This is a genomic window from Rummeliibacillus suwonensis (assembly GCF_007896435.1).
Classification (GTDB): Bacteria; Bacillota; Bacilli; order Bacillales_A; family Planococcaceae; genus Rummeliibacillus; species Rummeliibacillus suwonensis.
This window is the reverse complement of record NZ_VCBL01000001.1, coordinates 2,632,252-2,652,770: the sequence shown is the minus strand read 5'-3', so window position 1 is coordinate 2,652,770 and position 20,519 is coordinate 2,632,252. Positions and strand designations below refer to the sequence as shown.

Here is a 20,519-nt window from a genome sequence, read left to right as displayed (position 1 = left end):
GCATGCGCCCGATTGGTTTGGATGGGCAGGATATTGGTTACTCAGCTGTTGCCATAGGACGTGGCGTCTTCGCTTAAGTTCCTCTAGTTCAGCGAAGGATGAAGAAAACCCTCACTGATGGAAGCTTCACTTTATTAAAATAGAAATTTAAATGAGTTGTTTTTGTTGCAAAATGCAATCATTTAATATACGGTATAGGGTATAAGGAGAGGCTAGGGGGAGAATAACAAGTGCAGATAACTGAATGGTATAGCATCAAATCACTTACAATGCCATCAACTTGGGTTGCTTTTCTTCTTAGTATAGTCATAGTTGGTCTGATATTAGGTATATTATATAAAAAAGAAGTTGTATCTATTTTTGTTGATGCGATGCTTGAGCTTATATTGATTTGGAAATTTAGCGTGATTGTCACAGATTATTCATTAGTTATAAAGCATCCGTTAACAATGCTTTACTTCAATGGTGGTATGATTGGATTAATAATAGGTATGTTGTATATGCTATTGACACTTTGGAAAAAATTACGAAGACGAGGTTTCATAGAGGAAGATTTACAATCCCTATTTTTAGCCAGTATTCTTAGCCAAAGTTTTTATCAAATATGGATGGCTATTTTGAATGATGCTCTATTATGGCAAAAAGCTTTGACGATCATTAGTTTTTCATGTTGGATGATGATAGCATTTTGGAAAAGTAAAGCAGGTTTTATATGGCATAGGCAATTGTTACTTCTATTCTTTTGTACACATTTGTTCATTGCTTCGCTACAGCCATTGGGTATTTGGCAAGTATCTGTATTGGTGACATTGCTGCTCGTCTTATTCAGGATATTTTTGCAACCTAGGAGGATATAACGTTGAAAAAGAAAATTTTTGGATTACTATTAATATTAGCGTTAATTGCGATTGCGTTAACAAATTTAGTGAAATCTAAAGTAGCTGAAGGGGAGAAAATGGATACATCTTCTACTCAAGTTTCAACCGAGGTCAATAATAAAACCAAAAGCGGGATTGAAATTAATCAAATGGCTCCAGATTTCTCTTTAAAAACACTTGATGGAAAAGAAATAAAACTTTCTGATTATCGTGGACAAAAAGTTATCTTAAATTTCTTTGCCACTTGGTGTCCACCGTGCAAAGCAGAAATCCCTCATATGGAAAAATATTATAAAAAACATGCGAAGAAAGATCATGTTGAAATCCTTGCTGTGAATTTAACCAAATCGGACAAAGATGAAGATTATATTCGTGATTTTATAAAATCGTATGAAATGACATATCCAGTTCTATTAGATACAAAAGGAGAACAGCAAAAACAATATGAAATTATGACGATTCCCACTACATTTATCATAGATACAAAGGGAGTGATCCAAAAGATAATTAAGGGGCCAATGGATCAAGAAATGATGATAAAAACGATCGCTTCTATAAAATAATAAAGACGTATCCACCATTTTCAAGTTTTAATTTTTGTCCTCTATTCATACATTTAAATGGATATAGGAGGGACGAGATGAAAAGAAAATGGTGGCTTTATTTATGTATAATACTTTTAGTTTGTATTGGGATTTTTGCCTTTTGGAAGTACCAGAAAACGGACAAGGCCGTAAAAGAGGAACAGGGTATTTTGCAATCTGTTGAGGAGGCATATGATTTAATTCGTAAAGAATCTGTTCATGAAACATCTGAAAATCAGCTGGTTGAAGGTGCTATAAATGGGATGGCAGGGGCGCTGAAAGATCCGTATAGTACATACTATACGAAGGATGAAGCGAAGATGCATAGGGAGCAATTATCGGATGAACGGGTAGGAATTGGTGCGGAAATTACAGAAAGTCAAGGACGTTTTATCATTGTATCTCCTATGAAGGATTCACCAGCTGAAAAGGCGGGGTTAAAATCATATGATGAGATTGTTCAAGTCGGAAAAGAGCGTACGGATGGTAAAACATTAACAGAACTCTTAGCTCTTATTCGCGGTGAAGCAGGCACGAATGTGAAAATCACTGTTTATAGACCTTCTGAGGAACGTCATGTTGAACTAAATATAACAAGGGCTGCAATAGCACAGAAATCCGTTACCAGTAAAGTACTAGTTTCTGAAGGGAAAAATATTGGCTATGTTTCTATTTCAGTATTTGGAGAAAAAACAGCAGAAGAGTGGTATAAAAACACTAATGAAATGATCAAACAAAATGTTTCTGCACTCATTATTGATGTCCGGAGCAATCCAGGAGGTTATTTAAAGAGTGTCGCGCAAATTATTGGTAGTTTGGTCAAACCAAATACAACATTTGCTTATATGGAAGATGCAGTTGGATATCAGGAACCCTTACAATTAGTGAAAAAGGATATGGCATATAAATATAATGAGCAGCTAAAAAAATTACCGACTGTTTTATTGCAGGATGAAGGAAGTGCCTCTGCCAGTGAAGTATTGAGTGCAGCTTTAAAAGATTTGAATCGAGCGGCTATTGTTGGCGTAAAAAGTTTTGGTAAAGGAACTGTACAAGAAACATGGCCATTATCAAATGGCGGGGAGCTAAAGCTTTCTACTCATAAATGGTTAACCCCGCAGCGTGAATGGATTCATGGGAAGGGCATTAAACCAACTTTAGAGGTAGAACAAAATGCACTATATCATATGAACCTACCACCAATGGCAGGGCATTTTGTGGAGGGAGATTTTTCTGAAAGTATTCAAGCTGTTCAAGAAGTACTAAAAGCACAAGGTTATCCAATCAATCGAGTAGATGGCTATTTTGATCGAACAACCGCAGAATCAGTTAGTGAATATAGTAAAAAACATGATTTAAAGAATAACAATAAGGAAATGGATGAATCTTTTCTATTTGCATTGCGTGAGGAAATGGTAAAATATAGAGATGATTTGAATAATGATTTACAATTAAAAATGGCAGTAGGATTTTTAAATCAAAAAATAAATCAGTAAAAAGCTTGCTTGATTTAACTAACACCTAGTGAGGGATGAGGAAAATCCCACTGTGTGAAGTTTTGCTTTATGAAAGTGACCCAAACATAGTTATTTAGTTCGGATATAGAGGAAAAGACTTCGTTTTCAAACGGTCGTTTGGTACAATGAAAAGAACACTATATATAGCAAAAATTTGAAAGGTGATGCAAATTAATGTTTTTGGACATCATTATGGAACTAGTAAAAGGCATCGGCCGTTTCTTTTTAAATCCGTTATTATATGTCGCTATAATTTTCTCTATTTTAATTGGGTATCGCCGGGTAAAAGGAGAAAGAAAATCTTTTAATATACGAATTTTCTGGGGCTGGTCTGATTTTATATTAATGTTCAAGGAAGGTTGGCTATTAGGACTGGTCATTTCGATCATTAGTATTGTGGTTGGCTTAGTTGTGCCAATTCAATTTATCGTGTTAAGTGCGGCTGTAGGTGTTTTATGTTTACTCACATTCTATTATCATTTAGCTTCTGCAGCTTACCCTTTAGGGATTGCATTTATCATGATGTGGTATACATATATAACTGATAGTTCATGGCGTTTCTTGAGTTGGGATGTAACAAGTGCATCGATGCATATAGGAATGCTCGTCACGATTCCATGTATGATCGGTCTTTTATTGATTGCAGAAGGTTATTTAATTGCCAAAAAAGCATTTAAAATTGCGTCTCCGAAAATATTAAAAACAGAACGTGGCTTACCTTCAGCTGTTTATTTGGCCAAACGATTATGGCTGCTTCCTATTTTCTTTGTATTACCAGGAGGTGCAATCCAAGAGTTTGTGCCATATTGGCCACAGTTTACATTGGGGAGCGACTCATTTTCACTGATCCTTGTACCGATAATCATTGGTTTCCAACAACGTTCTCGCAAAATGCTTCCAGTACATTTTTATCCTCAATTGGGCAAAACCGTGCAATTATTAGGGGCACTTGTATTAATCGAAGCAATCATCGCTTATTTCTTCCCTGTTATGGGGATTGCTGCCGTTTGCGTAGCAGTTGTTGGACGAGCATTGATCTCCATTATTTATTCGATCAGTGAAAGACATGGCGGCTATGCTGTAACACCACAAGATTCAGGTGTTATGGTGGTTGGGGTTTTACCGGATTCTCCTGCTGAAGCAATGGGCATTCAAGTTGGTGAATGTATTCGTAAAGTGAATGGTATTTCAGTTAAAACAGAAGAAGAACTTTATGAGGCGTTACAAGTAAATGCTGCTCATTGTCGGCTAGAAGTACTTGATCAAGATGGTGAAGTTCGTTTAAGACAACATGTTATTTATCGTCATGATCATTTTAGGATCGGTTTGCTCGTTGTAAGATAAGGAGTGAAAAAGATGTCGGTAATCAAATTTTTGATGGCACTTATTTTACCAGGTCTATTAGTTGTACTATTTACGCAAATTACATTTCAACATTATGTAGGTCTAGCGCTTTCGGTAGCATTAATGGCTGTGTCCATTTATGCAGGTTACACCCACCCACCCGCTTTGTATGTTGTAGATGCGGTTTCTCTAACGGTTGGTTTCTGGTATGCTAATAAAATGGTGAATCGGAATAAGCATTAAAGAATACGCTATCTAAATAATATGGCGGCTACAAAAAACGATAGTATCACCTTTTTACAGATAAAATTTCGTCCTTTCTTTCGTTTTTATCTTATGAACTAAAAAGGCTGATTTGTATTATGTTTTGGAGCTGAATGCCCTTCTTAGTGGCTCCATGATATGCACTCCAAAGTTAGATCAAACAATCTAACTTTTGGGGTGCTTTTTTATATGTGAAGATTTTGTTCACAATACGGTTGCAACTTAAAAAAGAAACGAAAAATTGGAGAAAAAACAGTTCTTTGCACTCTAAAGAATCCTGTATCTATTGTATAATGGATGGAAAGAACTAACGTATGATATACTTGCGATTTTTTGAAACTTATAGGTGTTTAAAGCGCTCCTAATAGAAGAGTGATAAAAATCATTAGATGGAAGATTTGAAGGAGGCAATAGGAGTGCCAGATTGGTTATCCATTGAAAATTTTCAAACATTAGCACAACAATATCGCATAATTGGTACTCTCTTAGCCATTGCGTTACCATTTTTGGAATCATTTTTACCATTTTTGCCATTAGCCGCTTTTGTAGTAGCTAATGCAAGTGCATATGGATTATGGTGGGGATTCTTATTTTCGTGGAGTGGGGCTGTTTTAGGGTCATATTGCGTTTTCTTGATTATACGCAAATTTGGAAAAAGTAAAGTTTTTCGTGCGATTACGAAAAAGCATGCGGTCCAAAAATTAATCCATTGGGTAGAATATCAAGGATTTACACCTTTATTTTTATTGCTTTGTTTCCCATTTACGCCATCCGCATTGGTCAATATAGTAGCCGGTTTATCGAATTTAAAGAAAAAGAATTATTTAATCACGATTATGCTTGCAAAATTCATCATGATTTTCATCATCAGTTGGATTGGTTCAGATCTACACGCTTTAATTACAAAGCCGATTCGGACATGCCTAATCGTTTTGATTATCATCCTATTATGGTGGGGCGGTAAACAAGTGGAAGCAAGAATGAATGCAAAAGTAGAAAAAAATATGCGGGAGTATTCGAAAAGTAGAAATAAATAAGAACATTTGTTCTTTTTTGGTGATATAATAAGGTTATACAGTGAAATTTCAACCAGTGAGTGCTCGATTTCACTGGGTGTCATTGATCCAATCGAAATGCTGCAGGCAATTGTTTCTCTACTTTTGCTAGTGTTTTGAAGTAAGAGACATACTTCCTGCCCATACAGGAATAAAATACGAAAGGAGGGGATTAGATGTCACTCCGTATGATAACAGGACGTTCGGGTACTGGAAAAACGACATTTATTCAACAAGAGATCATGAAAAAGGTGAAAGAGCAACCGATTAGCTCCTTCATTTTTTTAATTGTCCCAGATCAAATGTCTTTTTCAACAGAGTATGATATGACGCATGACTATGATGTAAAAGGGATCATAAGAGCACAAGTTACCACCTTTAAACGTTTAGCGTGGCGGATTTTACAAGAAACTGGCGGCATCAGTCGAAAAGAAATAAATGGTTTCGGATACCGTATGCTTATTCGCAAATTATTAGAAAATCATAAAGAAGAATTTGCTCTATTTCGTAAAGCAGCGGATAAACGGGGATTCACGGCTGAAATGGAATCTTTATTGAAAGAGTTTAGCCGATATAGTTTAGACAGTGCTGCATTATCACAATTAGAAGAAAATTTCCAACAAATAGACGCACCAAAAACGTTACAAGATAAAGTCCATGATCTACATCTATTAGTACAAGCAATCGAAAATACTTTGGGAACTACATATATTGATAGTGAAGGATATTATCCGCTATTAACCGCACAGCTAGTTCACTCAGAAATGATTCGCCAAGCGGATATTTATATAGATGGATTTACAGCTTTTACAACGCGAGAATTTGAACTAGTTCAGGAACTATTAAAAGTTGCTCATCGAGTGACAGTTGTATTGCCGATGGAGTCAGAAACGGATGCAGATGATGAACAGGCGTTGTTCTATCAATCTGCTCGCACATATGTAAGATTGAAAGAGATAGCTTTTGAAAATGGTATAGAAGTAGAACCGACTGATCATTGTACAGAGCAATATCGATTTCATACAGCTGATTTACGGCATATTGAAAGTCAATTTGAAGTGTTCCCGCCAGTTCAACAAGAAAGTGATGGCAGTGTAGAAATCATTGAAGCGGCTAATCGACGCTCAGAGATTCATGCCATCGCTCGAAAAATGAGAGATCTGACGCAAAAAGGGAAGATGCGTTACAGAGATATGGCGATCGTATATCGTCAAACAGATGTCTATGATCCATTGATCGCAACTATATTTCCTCAATATGATATACCTGTGTTTGTCAGTCAGAAAAAGCCGATGCTTCATCATCCACTTATTGAGTTCAGTCGATCTGTGTTGGAAGCGATTCGCTCTGATTGGAAGTATGAGCCTATTTTCCGGGCAATAAAAACCGATTTGTTTTTCCCTGTTACTTCGGATATTCAGGTTTGGAGAGAACGAGCAGATATACTTGAAAATTTTGTGCTTGCACAAGGGATTTATGGAAAACGCTGGTTTGAAGAAAAGCGCTGGTACTATAAAAAATATCGTGGTTTAGAGTTATTCACCAAAAGACAAACAGATGAAGAACGTGCCTATCAACAAGAAATTGAAGCCATGCGTGCGAAAGTCCGCGAACCATTAAAAGACCTCGAAGATCAATTAAAAGAAGCAAAAACAGGAAGAGAAATGGTTACAGCTTTATATAATTTCATAGAGGGTTTAGAAGTTTTTGATAAATTACAGGCATTAAAAGATTACGAAATGGATAAAGGGCGTTTACTAGAAGCGAGTGAGCATGAACAAGCATGGAATCATTGGATAGAGATATTAGATCAGTTTGTGATGCTATTTGGCGATCAAACCATGACATTGGACGAAGCCTATGAAATTTTGGATGAAGGCTTTGATACATTAGAGTTTTCACGCATTCCACCATCTCTAGATCAAGTAACTGTTGCCAATGCAGATACTGCACGTTTGTCAAAGATGAAAGCTGTTTTTGTGATTGGTGTCAATGAAGGCGTTTATCCGAAACGTATGGATTATGAGGGGCTACTGGCGGATTCCGAACGTGAATGGTTTTTGCAAACTGGATATGAAATTGCTCCAACCTCAAAGACAAGATTACTAGAAGAAGAATTTATTACTTACCATGCTTTTACAATGGCATCTGATCGACTGATTGTATCCTATGCGTTGGCAGATGAGGAAAGTAAAGCGCTATTGCCATCTCTTTATATAAAACGTTTAGAAGATCAGTTGGAAAACATCAAGAAAACCATTGCTTTCCTTGATCCTAGTGAATCACTAGAAGAACAGAGTGCATTATCTTATATCATGCACCCACGGACTTCCTTAGCCTATTTGATGAAACAGCTCCGTTTACATCAAGAAGACCATCAAATAGGCTCTGAATGGCTTGCGTTGCAACGTTATTATGAAGAAGATCCCTATTGGAAAACAGTGTTAGAAAGACTAATGAGGCCTTTAAAAACGCATAACAAGGCGGAAAAACTTACACCTGAAATGACAGAAGCATTGTATGGATCGACACTGACCTCTAGTATTTCTCGTATTGAAAAATTTTATCGTTGTCCATTTGCCCATTTTTCGACATATGGTTTGCAACTAGAGGAAAGAGCGGAGTATCGTTTAGAAACGCCAACAATTGGTGATTTATTTCATGCAGCGTTGAAATGGATTGCGGAAGAAACAGATCGCATGAAGCTGACATGGGCACAATTGTCAAATGAGCAATGTGCATTATTAGCGAAAAAAGCCGTGGAGGAAATTTCACCATTGCTGTATCATCAGATTTTACTTAGTACGGCACGTTATCGTTATATTGCACGTAAATTAACGCATATCGTACAACGCACATTGCAATCTCTGAGCCAACATGCAAAAGTTTCAGGGTTTAAGCCTATTGCGCTTGAAGCTGCATTTGGCCCACACGAACCACTACCACCGCTTGTTATTCAATTGAAAGATCATAAGAAAATGCAAATGCGGGGGCGTATTGATCGAATCGATGCTACAACTATCAATGGCAAACCTTATATTCGTGTGGTGGATTATAAATCTTCTGCACATAAATTAGATTTAAATGATGTGTACTATGGCTTGTCATTACAGATGCTCACTTATTTAGATGTTGCCATTACTAATTCTGAGGAATGGCTGCCGATTCATGCGGAGGCAGGGGGCATATTATATATCCACGTCCATAATCCAATGCTGAGCCCCGATAATCGTTTAACAGTAGAAGAAGCTGAAAAAGAACGATTAAAGGATTTCAAAATGCGTGGTTTACTATTAGACAATTATGATTCTATTATTGCAATGGATGATCAGTTGACATCATCTGGAGGTTATTCTCAAGTAGTTCCTGTGTATATGAAAAAGGATGGCAGCACCTCACCCAATCTCTCCTCGATCATTAGTCCAAATGATATGAAATCATTGCAATATTTTGTTCGAAATAAACATAAAAAAGCAGGAGAAGAAATTTTAGAAGGTCATACAGATATCAGTCCTTTTAGGATGAAACAGCGAACAGCATGCGAATTTTGCTCATATAAGAGTGTTTGTCAATTTGATACAACAGATCCAGCTCAACATTATCGCCAATTATACGTAGAGAAGCCAACGGAGATCATCGAAAAAATACGTAAAGAAGGTGGACAAGATGATACAAATTCCTAAAAAACCAGAGGATGCAACTTGGACGGATGCGCAATGGAAAGCTATTTGGGCTTCTGGACAAGACATATTAGTCTCGGCTGCAGCAGGCTCAGGAAAAACGGCTGTTCTGATCAATCGAATGATTGAAAAAGTTATTTCGACTACAGCTCCAATCGATGTAGATCAACTACTCGTTGTAACGTTTACGAATGCATCTGCTGCCGAAATGCGTCATCGGATGGCCAATGCACTGGAAAAAGAAATTCGTAAAAATCCACAATCCAAGCATTTACGTAGACAACTTAGCCTCATCAATAAGGCTCAAATTTCGACATTACACTCATTTTGCTTAAATATTGTTCGGCAATATGCCTATCTGCTAGATATTGATCCAGGTTTTCGGATTGCTGATGATACCGAAGCGGCTTTGTTGAAAGATGATATTTTGGCAGAAGTGTTGGAAGCTGCCTATGATAGTGAAAGCGCAGAAGATATTTATCGCTTAGTTGATAGTTTTACTTCTGATCGTGATGACCAAGCGATTGAAGTTTTACTCAATAAGCTATATGAAACGTCTAGAGTAAATCCAGAACCAATGAAATGGCTAAAGTCATTGCCAAAGCGCTATGATGTGGAAGAAAATACGACCATCGATGATTTAGATATTACACCCTATATCCAAAAATCTATCTTACATAATATTGATGGAGCCATCTGCTTAATGGAAGAAGTTCATCAGTTGTCGTTACAACCAGATGGACCCTTTGCTTTTGGAGATACTGCTCAAAAAGATCTAATCTTGTTCAGAGAAGCAAGGCGTTTTGTAGAAAAAAACTGGGAAGAGGCTTATATCTTTTTTCAAACGGCCAAAATGGATCGTGCGAAACCACAAAAAAAGGGAAGCTGTGATGAAGAGCTATTAAATCTCGCGAAGGAAAAAAGAAGTCAAGCAAAGGCCATGTTTGAAGAGCCTATCAATACTTTTTTTAAACGCTCTCCAGAAAAATTGTTGGAAGAAATTCGTTTGATGAAGCCGATTATTGAAACACTTGTAAATTTAGCTATCCAATTTAGTGAACAATATGGCAAAGCCAAAAATGAAAAAGGTTTAGTCGATTTTTCAGATTTGGAGCATTTTGCTTTAGCGATTTTAACAGATGAAGTAGATGGTGAGCTTGTTCCTTCTTCAGTAGCTCTTGATTATCGTCAGCATTTTAAAGAAGTGTTGGTCGATGAATATCAAGATACAAACCGTTTACAAGAAGCGATTTTACAGCTTGTGAAAAGCGGTGATACTTCAACGGGCAATATGTTTATGGTTGGTGATGTGAAACAATCTATCTATCGTTTTCGTCTAGCAGAGCCAACGTTATTTTTGCATAAATATTTGACTTTTCATGAAAATCCAGTTGATACAGGGTTACGTATTGACTTGAATGCCAATTTCCGTAGTCGTCCAGAAGTACTGCATGGGACGAATTATATTTTCTCACAAGTGATGGGAGAAGAGGTTGGGGAAGTAGAGTATGACGCAGCTGCGGCTTTAAAACCACAGGCTCCTTATGATCCAAAAGAGATGCCGCTTGAGTTTGTTATTTTACACACAACTGAAAAAGAAGCAGATGAAAAAGACCAAGACCTTTTAGAAGAAGAAGAGCTGAAAAAATCGCAACAAGAGGCACGATATATCATCAAAGAAATACAACGTATTATCGATTCAGATATGGTCGTATACGATCCTTGGACAAAGGAAGAGAGACCTGTTGAATATCGAGATTTTGTTATATTGATGCGTTCGATGACTTGGTCTGTTGACATCATGGAAGAGTTCAAAACTGCAGGGATTCCTCTTTACGCGGAAATTTCCACAGGCTATTTTGAAGCACTTGAAGTCATGATTATGCTCAATACGTTGAAAATCATTGATAACCCATTTCAGGATATTCCACTTGCTTCTGTCTTAAGGGCTCCATTTGTTGGCTTAACTGAAAATGAATTAGCTAGTATTCGTTTAGCTAATCCGAAAGCATCTTTTTATGAGGCATTAAAGCAATTTGTTCGTGATGAAGGATCTGGTCTTCAATCAGTCACTGCAGAAAAGCTACAACGATTTTTATTGCAACTAGAAGATTGGCGTGATTTAGCTAGACGTGGTTCGTTAGCGGATCTCATATGGCGTGTTTACACGGATACGAATTATTACGAAATGGTCGGGGCTATGTCTAATGGAAAGCAGCGTCAGGCAAATCTACGTGCATTGCATAACCGAGCCATTGCTTATGAAAAAACATCATTTCGTGGATTATTCCGCTTTTTAAGATTTGTAGAACGGATGCGTTTACGGGGAGATGATTTGGGGGCAGCACGTGCGATTAGTGAAAAGGAAAATGTTGTTCGATTAATGACGATCCATTCTTCGAAAGGGTTGGAATTTCCATTTGTTTTTGTTGCAGGGCTTGGCAGAGAGTTTAATAAGATGGATTTCCATTTACCATATTTATTTGATCCACAATTTGGTTTGGCTGTCAAAATGATTGATCCAGAAAAGCGTCTTCAGTATAAATCCCTGCCATTTTTAGCAATGGTGGAAAAGAAAGCTTTAGAGATGAAATCTGAAGAAATGCGTGTGTTATATGTTGCTATGACGCGCGCAAAAGAAAAATTATATTTGGTGGGATCAGTAAAAGACTGGGAAAAGACGAAGAAGAAATGGAGAGAATCACAACAGATACCAAAAGGGGACAAACTTCCAGACTTTCTTCGAGCAAAGGCGAAAAATTATTTAGATTGGATTGGGCCTGCTTTTGCCAGACATCCTGATTTTGAAAGGAATGAAGAAAACGATTCAGAATTATCCCATTGGAAATTAACGGTTATCGATACGGACGAGTTGAAAACGGCGAAGAATGATGAGGATATAGAGGAAAATGTAGATGTATATGAAGCGCAACCAGTTGATGAAGCTATTTTGAAGGAAATCCAAAGTCGCTTTGATACACCCTATGCATTTGAGCATGCGATTACTAAACGTTCTAAAACATCTGTAAGTGAGTTGAAACGTATTCAAAATTTGGAATCACGAGAAGAACCAGAACAATTTTTAAGTACTTCTTCATCCCATCAGCAACGAGTCGCAACAAGACCTGCGTTTTTGCAACAGCGCTCATTGACAGCGGCAGAAGTTGGGACAGCCATGCACACCGTTATGCAGCATATACCTCAAGAGGGCCTGCACGATGAAGAATCAGTACGGCAATTTGTTACGACATTAGTGGAACGTCAACTTTTAACGAAAGAAGAAGGCTCCGCTGTACAAGAAGAAAAGATTATCACGTTTTTTGAAACGGAGATTGGACAGCGATTTATGACGGCGAAAGAAATGTATCGAGAATTACCATTTACGATTAGCCTTGAAGATCATGATGGTGACACCCAAATTGTACAAGGTGTTGTTGATTGTTTATTCCAAGAACAAAATGGGCTGTGGGTGCTGCTTGATTATAAAACGGATCGAATTCAACCAAATATGAAAACAATAGAAGGCTTACAAAAAGAAATGATTCACCGATATGATGTCCAGCTTTCATTGTATAAGAAAGCGCTAGAGGAAATTTTGCAGATTGATATACATGAAAAAATCATTTATTCTTTCGATGCAAGATGTCCAGTCCAATTGTAGGAGGAAATTTTCATTGAACAGTACACCGACAACGAGTAAACAAAGAATCGATACGTTAGATATTTTGCGAGGTGTTAGTTTACTTGGTATTTTATTAGTGAATATGTTCGCATTTAGTACGCCTATGCCACATATAGATTTGAAGACATGGTTTACGGTTCCGATCGATAAGGAATATCACGAAATTTTAGATGTTTTTGTACAGGGAAGTTTTTATCCGTTGTTTTCCATGCTTTTTGGCTATGGGCTTGCGATGCAGTACACAAAGACGACCCGTTTAGGAGATTCTTTTTATAAATTTAGTATCAAGCGACTTGTTGTTCTATTCATCATTGGGATGTTCCATGCCTTTTTGATATGGTGGGGAGATATTTTAATGACGTATGCTTTTTGTGGTTTAGTACTCATAGCACTTATTCGGTTAAGACCGGGATTTTTATTAACCATTGGGTTGATCTTTTATATTGGGATTAATGGAATGATGGCAATGCTAGTAGGATTAGCTTCTTTGGCTGATCCTTCAGGTACTGATCCATCTCAATTTATTGATATAGAATCTATGGAAGATGCTGTAAAGGCATATGGGGCAGGTTCTTGGACTGATGTATTCATGCAGCGTTTAGTCGATTTATCTATTCAATTTTCACCCGGTATGTGGCTAATGGCGTTATTCACGATTTTGCCTTATATGCTAATGGGAGCAGCTGCTTCAAAATGGCAATTGATCGAGAAGGCAAAAAGCAAATACGTTTTGTGGAGTATACTCGCAATCGTTATGGTACCACTTGGTATTTATTTGAAATTTTTGCCGTACGCATTCGAGCGTAATTCTTTTTTAGATTATATTCAAACATATTTTGGCGGACCGATTTTAGCGTTAGGTTATGCGAGTGTAATGGTCTTATTTTGCTGTATTCCATATGCAACAAAGATGCTATCTCCAATAGCAAAGGCTGGAAGAATGTCACTGACGGTATATATAACACAATCCATTATTTGTACACTCATTTTTTATCATTTTGGGTTAGGTCTTTATGGTAAAATTGGGGTAGATACAGCAACATGGTTAGCTGTCGGTATCTATGCGATCCAACTTATTTTTGCGACGATCTGGTTCATGTTATTTAAGCAAGGACCGATTGAAGCAGCGTGGAAGAGAATAATTTATGGGAAATCTGTGCTGAAAAAAGAGGAAATAAATCAATAAATGATGTATCATGATAAAAAAAGAAGGAGTTCCGGATATTCATGAAAATATTATCTTTTCGTTATAACAACATTTTAAGCTTTGGGCCAAAAGTAAAAAGGGAAGAGGCTGTTTGGGACGTACTAGCCATTCAAAAAGAGCTTCAAGTACTTCCTTCTTATGCGGCGACGATTGTAGAAGGAATGACCAATGGCTATGAGTTTGTAGAGCAAACTCGTAAACTAGTAAGAGCGGCGCAACAATTAGAGGATCCGTCACAATTTAAACGTGATTTTTCAGAAATTGAATGGTTAGCACCAATACCTCGTACAACTAAAAATATTATTTGTATTGGTAAAAACTATAATGAACATGCGAAAGAAATGGGAGCGGATCATGCTCCAGAAGATATTGTGGTCTTTACGAAAGCACCAACATCTATAGCTGCCGATGAACAAACTTTATCTGTACATGCTGATATCACTTCAGCATTAGATTATGAAGGTGAGCTAGCTGTTGTCATCGCGAAAAAGGGCAAAAACATTCCTAAGAGTTTAGCATTTGACTATGTATTTGGCTATACAATTGCCAATGATATTACTGCACGTGATTTACAAACAAAGCATAAACAATTCTTCTTAGGAAAAAGTTTAGATGGTGCATGCCCAATGGGTCCTTATTTAGTAACGAAAGATGAAATACCTAATCCACAAAATCTAACAGTTGTAACAAAGGTCAATGATGAAGTACGACAAAACGGTTCCACTGGTGATATGATGCACACAGTGGAAGAGTTAATCGTAGAAATATCAAAGATTGTTACGTTAGAACCTGGAGATGTCATTTTAACTGGAACTCCAGCTGGTGTAGGAAAAGGGATGAACCCACCACAATTTCTGAAAGCCGGCGATATTGTCAAAGTTTCTATCGAAGGCATCGGTACTTTAGTAAACCGCTTCGAATAATTGACTTGATGAATTGATTCGATAGGACAAACAGTAAGACTCTCAAGAGATTCAAGGAGAGCCACATTGAAAAACGATAATATGACCATTTTTATTGATCGAAATCCAACTTTTCTTTCGGATTTATGGTTTTGAAAGTTGATTTTTAGAGTTGGATTGGTTCTCTTGGTGCGGTGGTTCGCCGATACGAGGAAGAGAATCAGCTGTCTACAAAAGCAATTGTATGGGTGCACTCATAGACAGTGGAAAAATGGGGAAAACCCTCACTACGAGAAGTTTTATTTTATATCTTTGTTATAGCCCAATGGAAATATTCTTCAATTGGTCTGTTATTAATGTCTTGTAATCGACAATATTTACTCTATTTTTCTAACTAGCATACCTGATATTTGTATAGTTCTTATTGTTTTGATAGGATAAATGTGGCAATGAAAAAAGATATGGAGGATTTTAGAAAATGTTACACTTGCATTTAACTTCGATTATAGTCGCAATCGTACTATTCTTTGTGTCAGCTATGATGCAAAAAGGATCTACAGCTCAAAAAATTACACATATGATTTTACGTCTTTTCTACATTTTGATTCTTTTTTCCGGCGGATATGTATTTAGTGGAACGATGGCTAGTCCTTTAGCGATGGAATACGGTTTAAAATTACTAGGTGGTCTTTTAGTGATCGGCTTAATGGAAATCATTTTAGTGCGTAAGGAAAAAGAAAAAGCGATTGGATTTCTATGGATATTATTTATTATTATCCTAGCTTTTACACTCTATATGGGTTATCGCTTACCACTTTAATATTTGTTGTAAGATCAGCACATTCTGACAATCACAATGTTAGAATGTGTTTTTTTATTTGGGAGTTAACTAGGATGATTGTGAGTCTTAATAATGAAAAAATCCTTATTTTTAACTCTATGTATGTTGATTGAAGCTAGCAAGTCATAACGAAAACTTATATCTAAATGGATGAAATTGGATAATGGATGCAACTGTTTTTTAATCCTTTATTCACAAGTAATAAGTTGCCAAACAAATAAAGGAAAAATTTCTTTCATTATAAAATGGATTTTTTACAGTTTTGTAGACTTTTTTCGTTTTATTTGTTTTTTGAATGAAAACTTGAATGAAAACATGGAGAGTTTTGAAATGGTTTGTTAAAATTAGTTTGGACAAGTTCTGCAGAGGAGGACTTCAGAGTGAACATTGCAAAATGGATAAGTACGGCAGTAGCATCGGCGGTGTTAGCATCAACGATTACAACGGTGACTGCGCATGCTGAAGAACAAACATCTCAAATTGAAAATGAAAGTATATATGATGTACTCGTTGACCGTTTTTTCAATAAGAGTGTAGAAAACGATTACAATATTAATGCGAAAGATCCGAAAGCATTCCATGGTGGTGATTTTGAGGGGATCAATGTAAAAATAGACCATATTCAAAATATGGGCTTTACGATGGTTTCTTTAGGCTCCGTTTTCTCATCTACTACATATGATGGAAGTGCAGTAGTGGATTATAACAAAATTGAGAAACATTTTGGTACAAGTAAAGAATTGAAAACATTGATCAGTAATCTACACAAAAGCAAGATCAAATCAATGGTCGATTTCCCTATTAATCATGTTAGCAAGGACAATGTTTGGACATTAGAAGAAAATCGCAAAGATTGGTACACAGCAGCTCAAGATAATCGGATTAACTGGAATACAGATAAAAAAGAGGTACAACAAGCATTAATAGATGCAGCTGTAAACTTTGTCACAAAGTATAAAGTTGATGGAATCCGATTAACACAATTAGGAGACGCAGATACAGCATTTATCAATAAAATGATCGCAGCCTTGAAACAACAAAAACATCTTTATGTAATTTCTAATGAAGAAAGCGATGCAAATTTTGATTTGGATTATAATCCACAAGCGATCGCAACGTATCAATCTATCTTCCAAAACGTTAATGAAGATTCTTCTAAAGTAGAAGAGCCATTCAAAGCATTTGCGAATGGTGATACAGATAAGCCGCCAGCATTAATGATCGATGATTTGAATAGCGCTCGTTTTACACATGCCGCAGCGGAAGCAAACATGTTTCCACCAACACGTATTAAAGTAGCATTAGGTACTTTAATGACAATGCCAGGTGTACCCATTGTTACTTATGGCACGGAAATAGCTCAAAATGGTGTGCAACCATCAGAAACGCATGGATCAATGGATTTCCGTACAAAAGAGGACATTATTGACTATTTAGATGATCTGCAATCCGTTCGCAATAAATCGCAAACACTTCGTACGGGTAAATATAAATTATTAGAAAACAAAAATGGCTTAATGATTTATGAACGTTATTCCGATGATGAGAAATGGATTGTGATGGTCAATAATACCGATAAAACACAAAAGTACGCACTGGACTCATCAGTGATTGGAAATAACAAAGAATTACGTGGACTTTTCGAAAGCGACATTGTCCGCCCAGATGACAACGGCAAATATAATTTAGTATTAGAACGTGAAATTGTAGAGCTTTATCAAGTAACTGATCATAAGGGTCTCAATGTTCCCTATATGATCGCGTTAGGTCTCGTCTACCTACTATTCATCGGATTTATAGTAGTGATATTACGTAGAGGACGCAAATATAAAAACACAAAATAATGAAAGTATCTTTTAAAAAAGCACATATGTTTTACGCGGAGCACAGAATGATGTAAAAGAATATTCTGTGCTCTGCTTTTTTTTATGAGAAACTGAATTTTTTCGTCAGAGGAGAAGATTAGTCTTCGAAGGAGTGGATAAACTCATCGGAGAGAGTGTGAATAAAGCCTTCGAAGGGGCGAATAAAACATCAGGGTAGAATAAAATCTTCGAAAGAGCAAATAAATCTTCGGAGAGAGCAAATAAAGTTTTCAAAAGAGCGAATAAATCATCAGAGGGAGAATAAAGTCTTTGAAAAAGCAAATAAATCTTTGGAGAGAGTGAATAAAGCTTTCGAAGGAGTGAATAAATCATCAGAGAGAGAATAAAGTCTTTGAAAAAGCAAATAAATCTTTGGAGAGAGTGAATAAAGCTTTCGAAGGAGTGAATAAATCATCAGAGAGAGCGAATAAAGTCTCCGAAAGAGCGAATAAATCTTCGGAGAGAGCGAATAAAGCTTTCGAAGGAGCGAATAAATCATGGGAAAGAGCAAATAAATCAAATCAGCAAGCAATATAGAAGCTCATTCCCCAATTAGAAGGTTTATCCCACTCCAACATTGAATAGAAAATAAGCTGTTGAACATGCAAAAACTCCTGATAAAACCAAACTATATTTTATCAGGAGTTTCGATCAGGTTCTATTCAGTTACAGATTCTATTATTCTTTCCATAGTTTATTTAAGAAAAAGACGGCAATGGTACCAGTTCCAGTGTGTGCGGCAATAACTGAACCTATTAGATGGATTTCTACGGCTTTTGGATGAAAGTTTTGGATAATCAAAGCTTTCATCTCTTCTGCTGCTTCTAAGTCGTCACTGTGAGTGATAGCGATGACTTGTTCAGAAAGAGAATCGCCGCGTTCTGCCATTAACTCGATGATGCGTTTAAATACTTTTTTGCGGCCACGGTATTTTTCAATAGGAACGAGTTTACCATCTTCAACATCAAGAACAGGTTTGATACTTAAAAGGCCACCGATAAAGGCACTTGCTTTTGATAAACGACCGCCTCTTGCTAAGTAATCTAAATCTCCTACTGTAAATAGATGCTCCATATGTTCGGCATTGAAACGAATTTTCTCTGTGATTTGATCGACTGTGTCGCCTTCTTCACGAAGTCGAACTGCTTCTTTTACAAGTAGACCATACCCCATTGAAGCGCATTTTGAATCGATAATTGATAATTTAAGATCGGGATATTTTTCTTTTGCTTGTTCCGCCATCATGATAGCTGTGCTGTAGGTACCAGAAAGTTGAGACGAGAAGGCAATATAAATGCCTTCCTCTCCAGACTGACCGAGCGCTGTAAATTCTTTTAAAAAGCGATCAGGTGACACTTGAGATGTTTTTAACATTTCACCTGAACGGATGACATCATATACTTCTTGGATATCAACACCTACGACGTCATCATGCTCTTGACCTTTCAGTTGAACCCGCAGTGGTATAATGGTGACATTGTTTTGTTCATAAAAAGATTTTGGCAAATCAGAAGCGCTATCCGCATAAATTTTCATTTTTCAAACCCCCTATATTTCAGATAAAGTGAAAGCTTACTCAAGTGGAGAATATTCTCTTCATTGAGTGGTAGATGAATCCATTAGATATTTTACGGGCAGTCGATCCCAAAATGATATGAAAGTGGGGGACGTTATTGCTCGTTAGCGTGATAAATGAAGACGATCGATCAGTACTTCTGCAATCCCATCTTCATTATTAGATGTGGTAATTTCATTTGCAATATTTTTTAGCTGACCAATTCCATTTCCCATTGCAACACCAACACCTGCATAATCGATCATTTCTAAATCGTTGTCCTCATCCCCAAAAGCAATAATGCGGTCGCGAGGAATGTCCAATTTTTTGGCAACATGTGAAAGACCAATAGCTTTATTCAGACCATGTCTTACAATTTCGATGACTGGAAAAGGGTCTCCCCAGCGTCTGTGATCCATCAACTCAGCTTTTGTATCGGCTAGGTATTTGCGAATAATGGGAACGTTCTTTTCATTAGATTGAATGAGTAGACTTGTTGGATTATCTTTTAAATAGTCTTTTAGAGCACCTGTTGTTACTTTTGGATCGCCCATACTAAAAATATTGAGTAATTTTTCATCATGGTATTGGACGTATACATCATCCATTACTTCTGCAACCAAATTTTCAAATTGATCACGATTTAAGGATTCAACAACCTCTTGGACAACTTTTAAATCAATGGGCTTATGTACAGTTTGCCAATTCTGATCTAATGGGTGATGCACGAAGGCACCATTAAAATTTACGATTGGTGTATGTAAGCCTAGTTCATGATAATATATTTTACTCGCACGATAAGGTCTACCAGTCGCGATCATCACTTCATGACCTGCCTCTTTTGCCTTTAAAATCGTGCGTTTGGTCTTTTCAGAAATTACTTTTTCATCGGTTAATAGCGTACCATCTAAATCTAAAACAATCAAATGGGGTTGTACCATTCATAACACTCCCTTCGCTCGCAAGTTGATATCGGTATCATTCCCAAAAGTCACTAGAAAGAGAATAGGACAGAAGCGTTGAAAAACTGCCATCCATCAGGAAATTATCTCTCTTTAGAGTTTATCCTTTCTATTAGGTGTTCGTCAAAATTTTGTAACGGGGAGTTGTACGGGGAGTTATACAAAACGAAATATTCACATTTT

At 36.8% G+C, this 20,519-nt stretch carries 14 protein-coding genes; 12 read left to right on the top strand and 2 right to left on the bottom strand.

From position 1 onward, the window contains the following. Positions 1 to 230: 230 nt before the first annotated feature. From FEU33_RS12115 to FEU33_RS12060, 12 genes are all read left to right on the top strand, one after another. Positions 231 to 857: a hypothetical protein gene (locus FEU33_RS12115; RefSeq protein ID WP_146549616.1), complete on the top strand. Its 627-nt coding sequence runs from the start codon at positions 231 to 233 to the stop codon at positions 855 to 857. A gap of 2 nt (positions 858 to 859) precedes the next feature. Next, the gene (locus FEU33_RS12110) at positions 860 to 1,441 is read left to right on the top strand and encodes a peroxiredoxin family protein (RefSeq protein WP_146549615.1); all 582 of its coding nucleotides are present in this window, start codon (positions 860 to 862) and stop codon (positions 1,439 to 1,441) included. 77 nt (positions 1,442 to 1,518) lie between these two features. Further along, the gene (locus tag FEU33_RS12105) at positions 1,519 to 2,958 is read left to right on the top strand and encodes a S41 family peptidase (protein WP_146549614.1); all 1,440 of its coding nucleotides are present in this window, start codon (positions 1,519 to 1,521) and stop codon (positions 2,956 to 2,958) included. A gap of 195 nt (positions 2,959 to 3,153) precedes the next feature. Beyond that, entirely contained in the window at positions 3,154 to 4,323 is a 1,170-nt protein-coding gene (locus tag FEU33_RS12100) for a PDZ domain-containing protein (protein WP_146549613.1), read from the top strand. A gap of 12 nt (positions 4,324 to 4,335) precedes the next feature. Then, positions 4,336 to 4,566, top strand: a complete 231-nt coding sequence (locus FEU33_RS12095) for a CsbA family protein (RefSeq protein WP_146549612.1) — start codon at positions 4,336 to 4,338, stop codon at positions 4,564 to 4,566. Between the two features lie 437 nt (positions 4,567 to 5,003). Next, a complete protein-coding gene (locus FEU33_RS12090; RefSeq protein ID WP_146549611.1) occupies positions 5,004 to 5,624 on the top strand; it encodes a TVP38/TMEM64 family protein in 621 nt (206 codons plus the stop codon). A gap of 194 nt (positions 5,625 to 5,818) precedes the next feature. After that, positions 5,819 to 9,325 carry a helicase-exonuclease AddAB subunit AddB gene (addB, locus tag FEU33_RS12085; protein ID WP_146549610.1) on the top strand — a complete coding sequence of 1,169 codons (3,507 nt, stop codon included), beginning with the start codon at positions 5,819 to 5,821 and terminating at the stop codon, positions 9,323 to 9,325. Then, a complete protein-coding gene (addA, locus tag FEU33_RS12080; RefSeq protein WP_146549609.1) occupies positions 9,309 to 12,983 on the top strand; it encodes a helicase-exonuclease AddAB subunit AddA in 3,675 nt (1,224 codons plus the stop codon). The genes addB and addA overlap by 17 nt, the downstream gene beginning before the upstream one ends. Before the next feature lie 13 nt (positions 12,984 to 12,996). Continuing rightward, a complete protein-coding gene (locus tag FEU33_RS12075; protein ID WP_244951017.1) occupies positions 12,997 to 14,190 on the top strand; it encodes a DUF418 domain-containing protein in 1,194 nt (397 codons plus the stop codon). A 41-nt stretch (positions 14,191 to 14,231) separates the two neighbouring features. Next, positions 14,232 to 15,134: a fumarylacetoacetate hydrolase family protein gene (locus FEU33_RS12070; protein ID WP_146549608.1), complete on the top strand. Its 903-nt coding sequence runs from the start codon at positions 14,232 to 14,234 to the stop codon at positions 15,132 to 15,134. A 457-nt stretch (positions 15,135 to 15,591) separates the two neighbouring features. Beyond that, positions 15,592 to 15,933, top strand: a complete 342-nt coding sequence (locus FEU33_RS12065; protein WP_146549607.1) for a DUF1516 family protein — start codon at positions 15,592 to 15,594, stop codon at positions 15,931 to 15,933. A 401-nt stretch (positions 15,934 to 16,334) separates the two neighbouring features. Next, complete coding sequence (locus FEU33_RS12060; RefSeq protein ID WP_146549606.1) at positions 16,335 to 17,798, top strand: alpha-amylase family glycosyl hydrolase; 1,464 nt, start codon at positions 16,335 to 16,337, stop codon at positions 17,796 to 17,798. Positions 17,799 to 18,497: 699 nt separating this feature from the next. On the opposite strand, the gene FEU33_RS12055 is transcribed toward FEU33_RS12060, so the two are convergent. Next, positions 18,498 to 19,355, bottom strand: coding sequence for a DegV family protein (locus FEU33_RS12055; protein ID WP_146549605.1), 858 nt, complete (start codon positions 19,353 to 19,355; stop codon positions 18,498 to 18,500). A 144-nt stretch (positions 19,356 to 19,499) separates the two neighbouring features. Next, a complete protein-coding gene (locus FEU33_RS12050) occupies positions 19,500 to 20,315 on the bottom strand; it encodes a Cof-type HAD-IIB family hydrolase (protein WP_146549604.1) in 816 nt (271 codons plus the stop codon). Positions 20,316 to 20,519 lie beyond the last annotated feature (204 nt).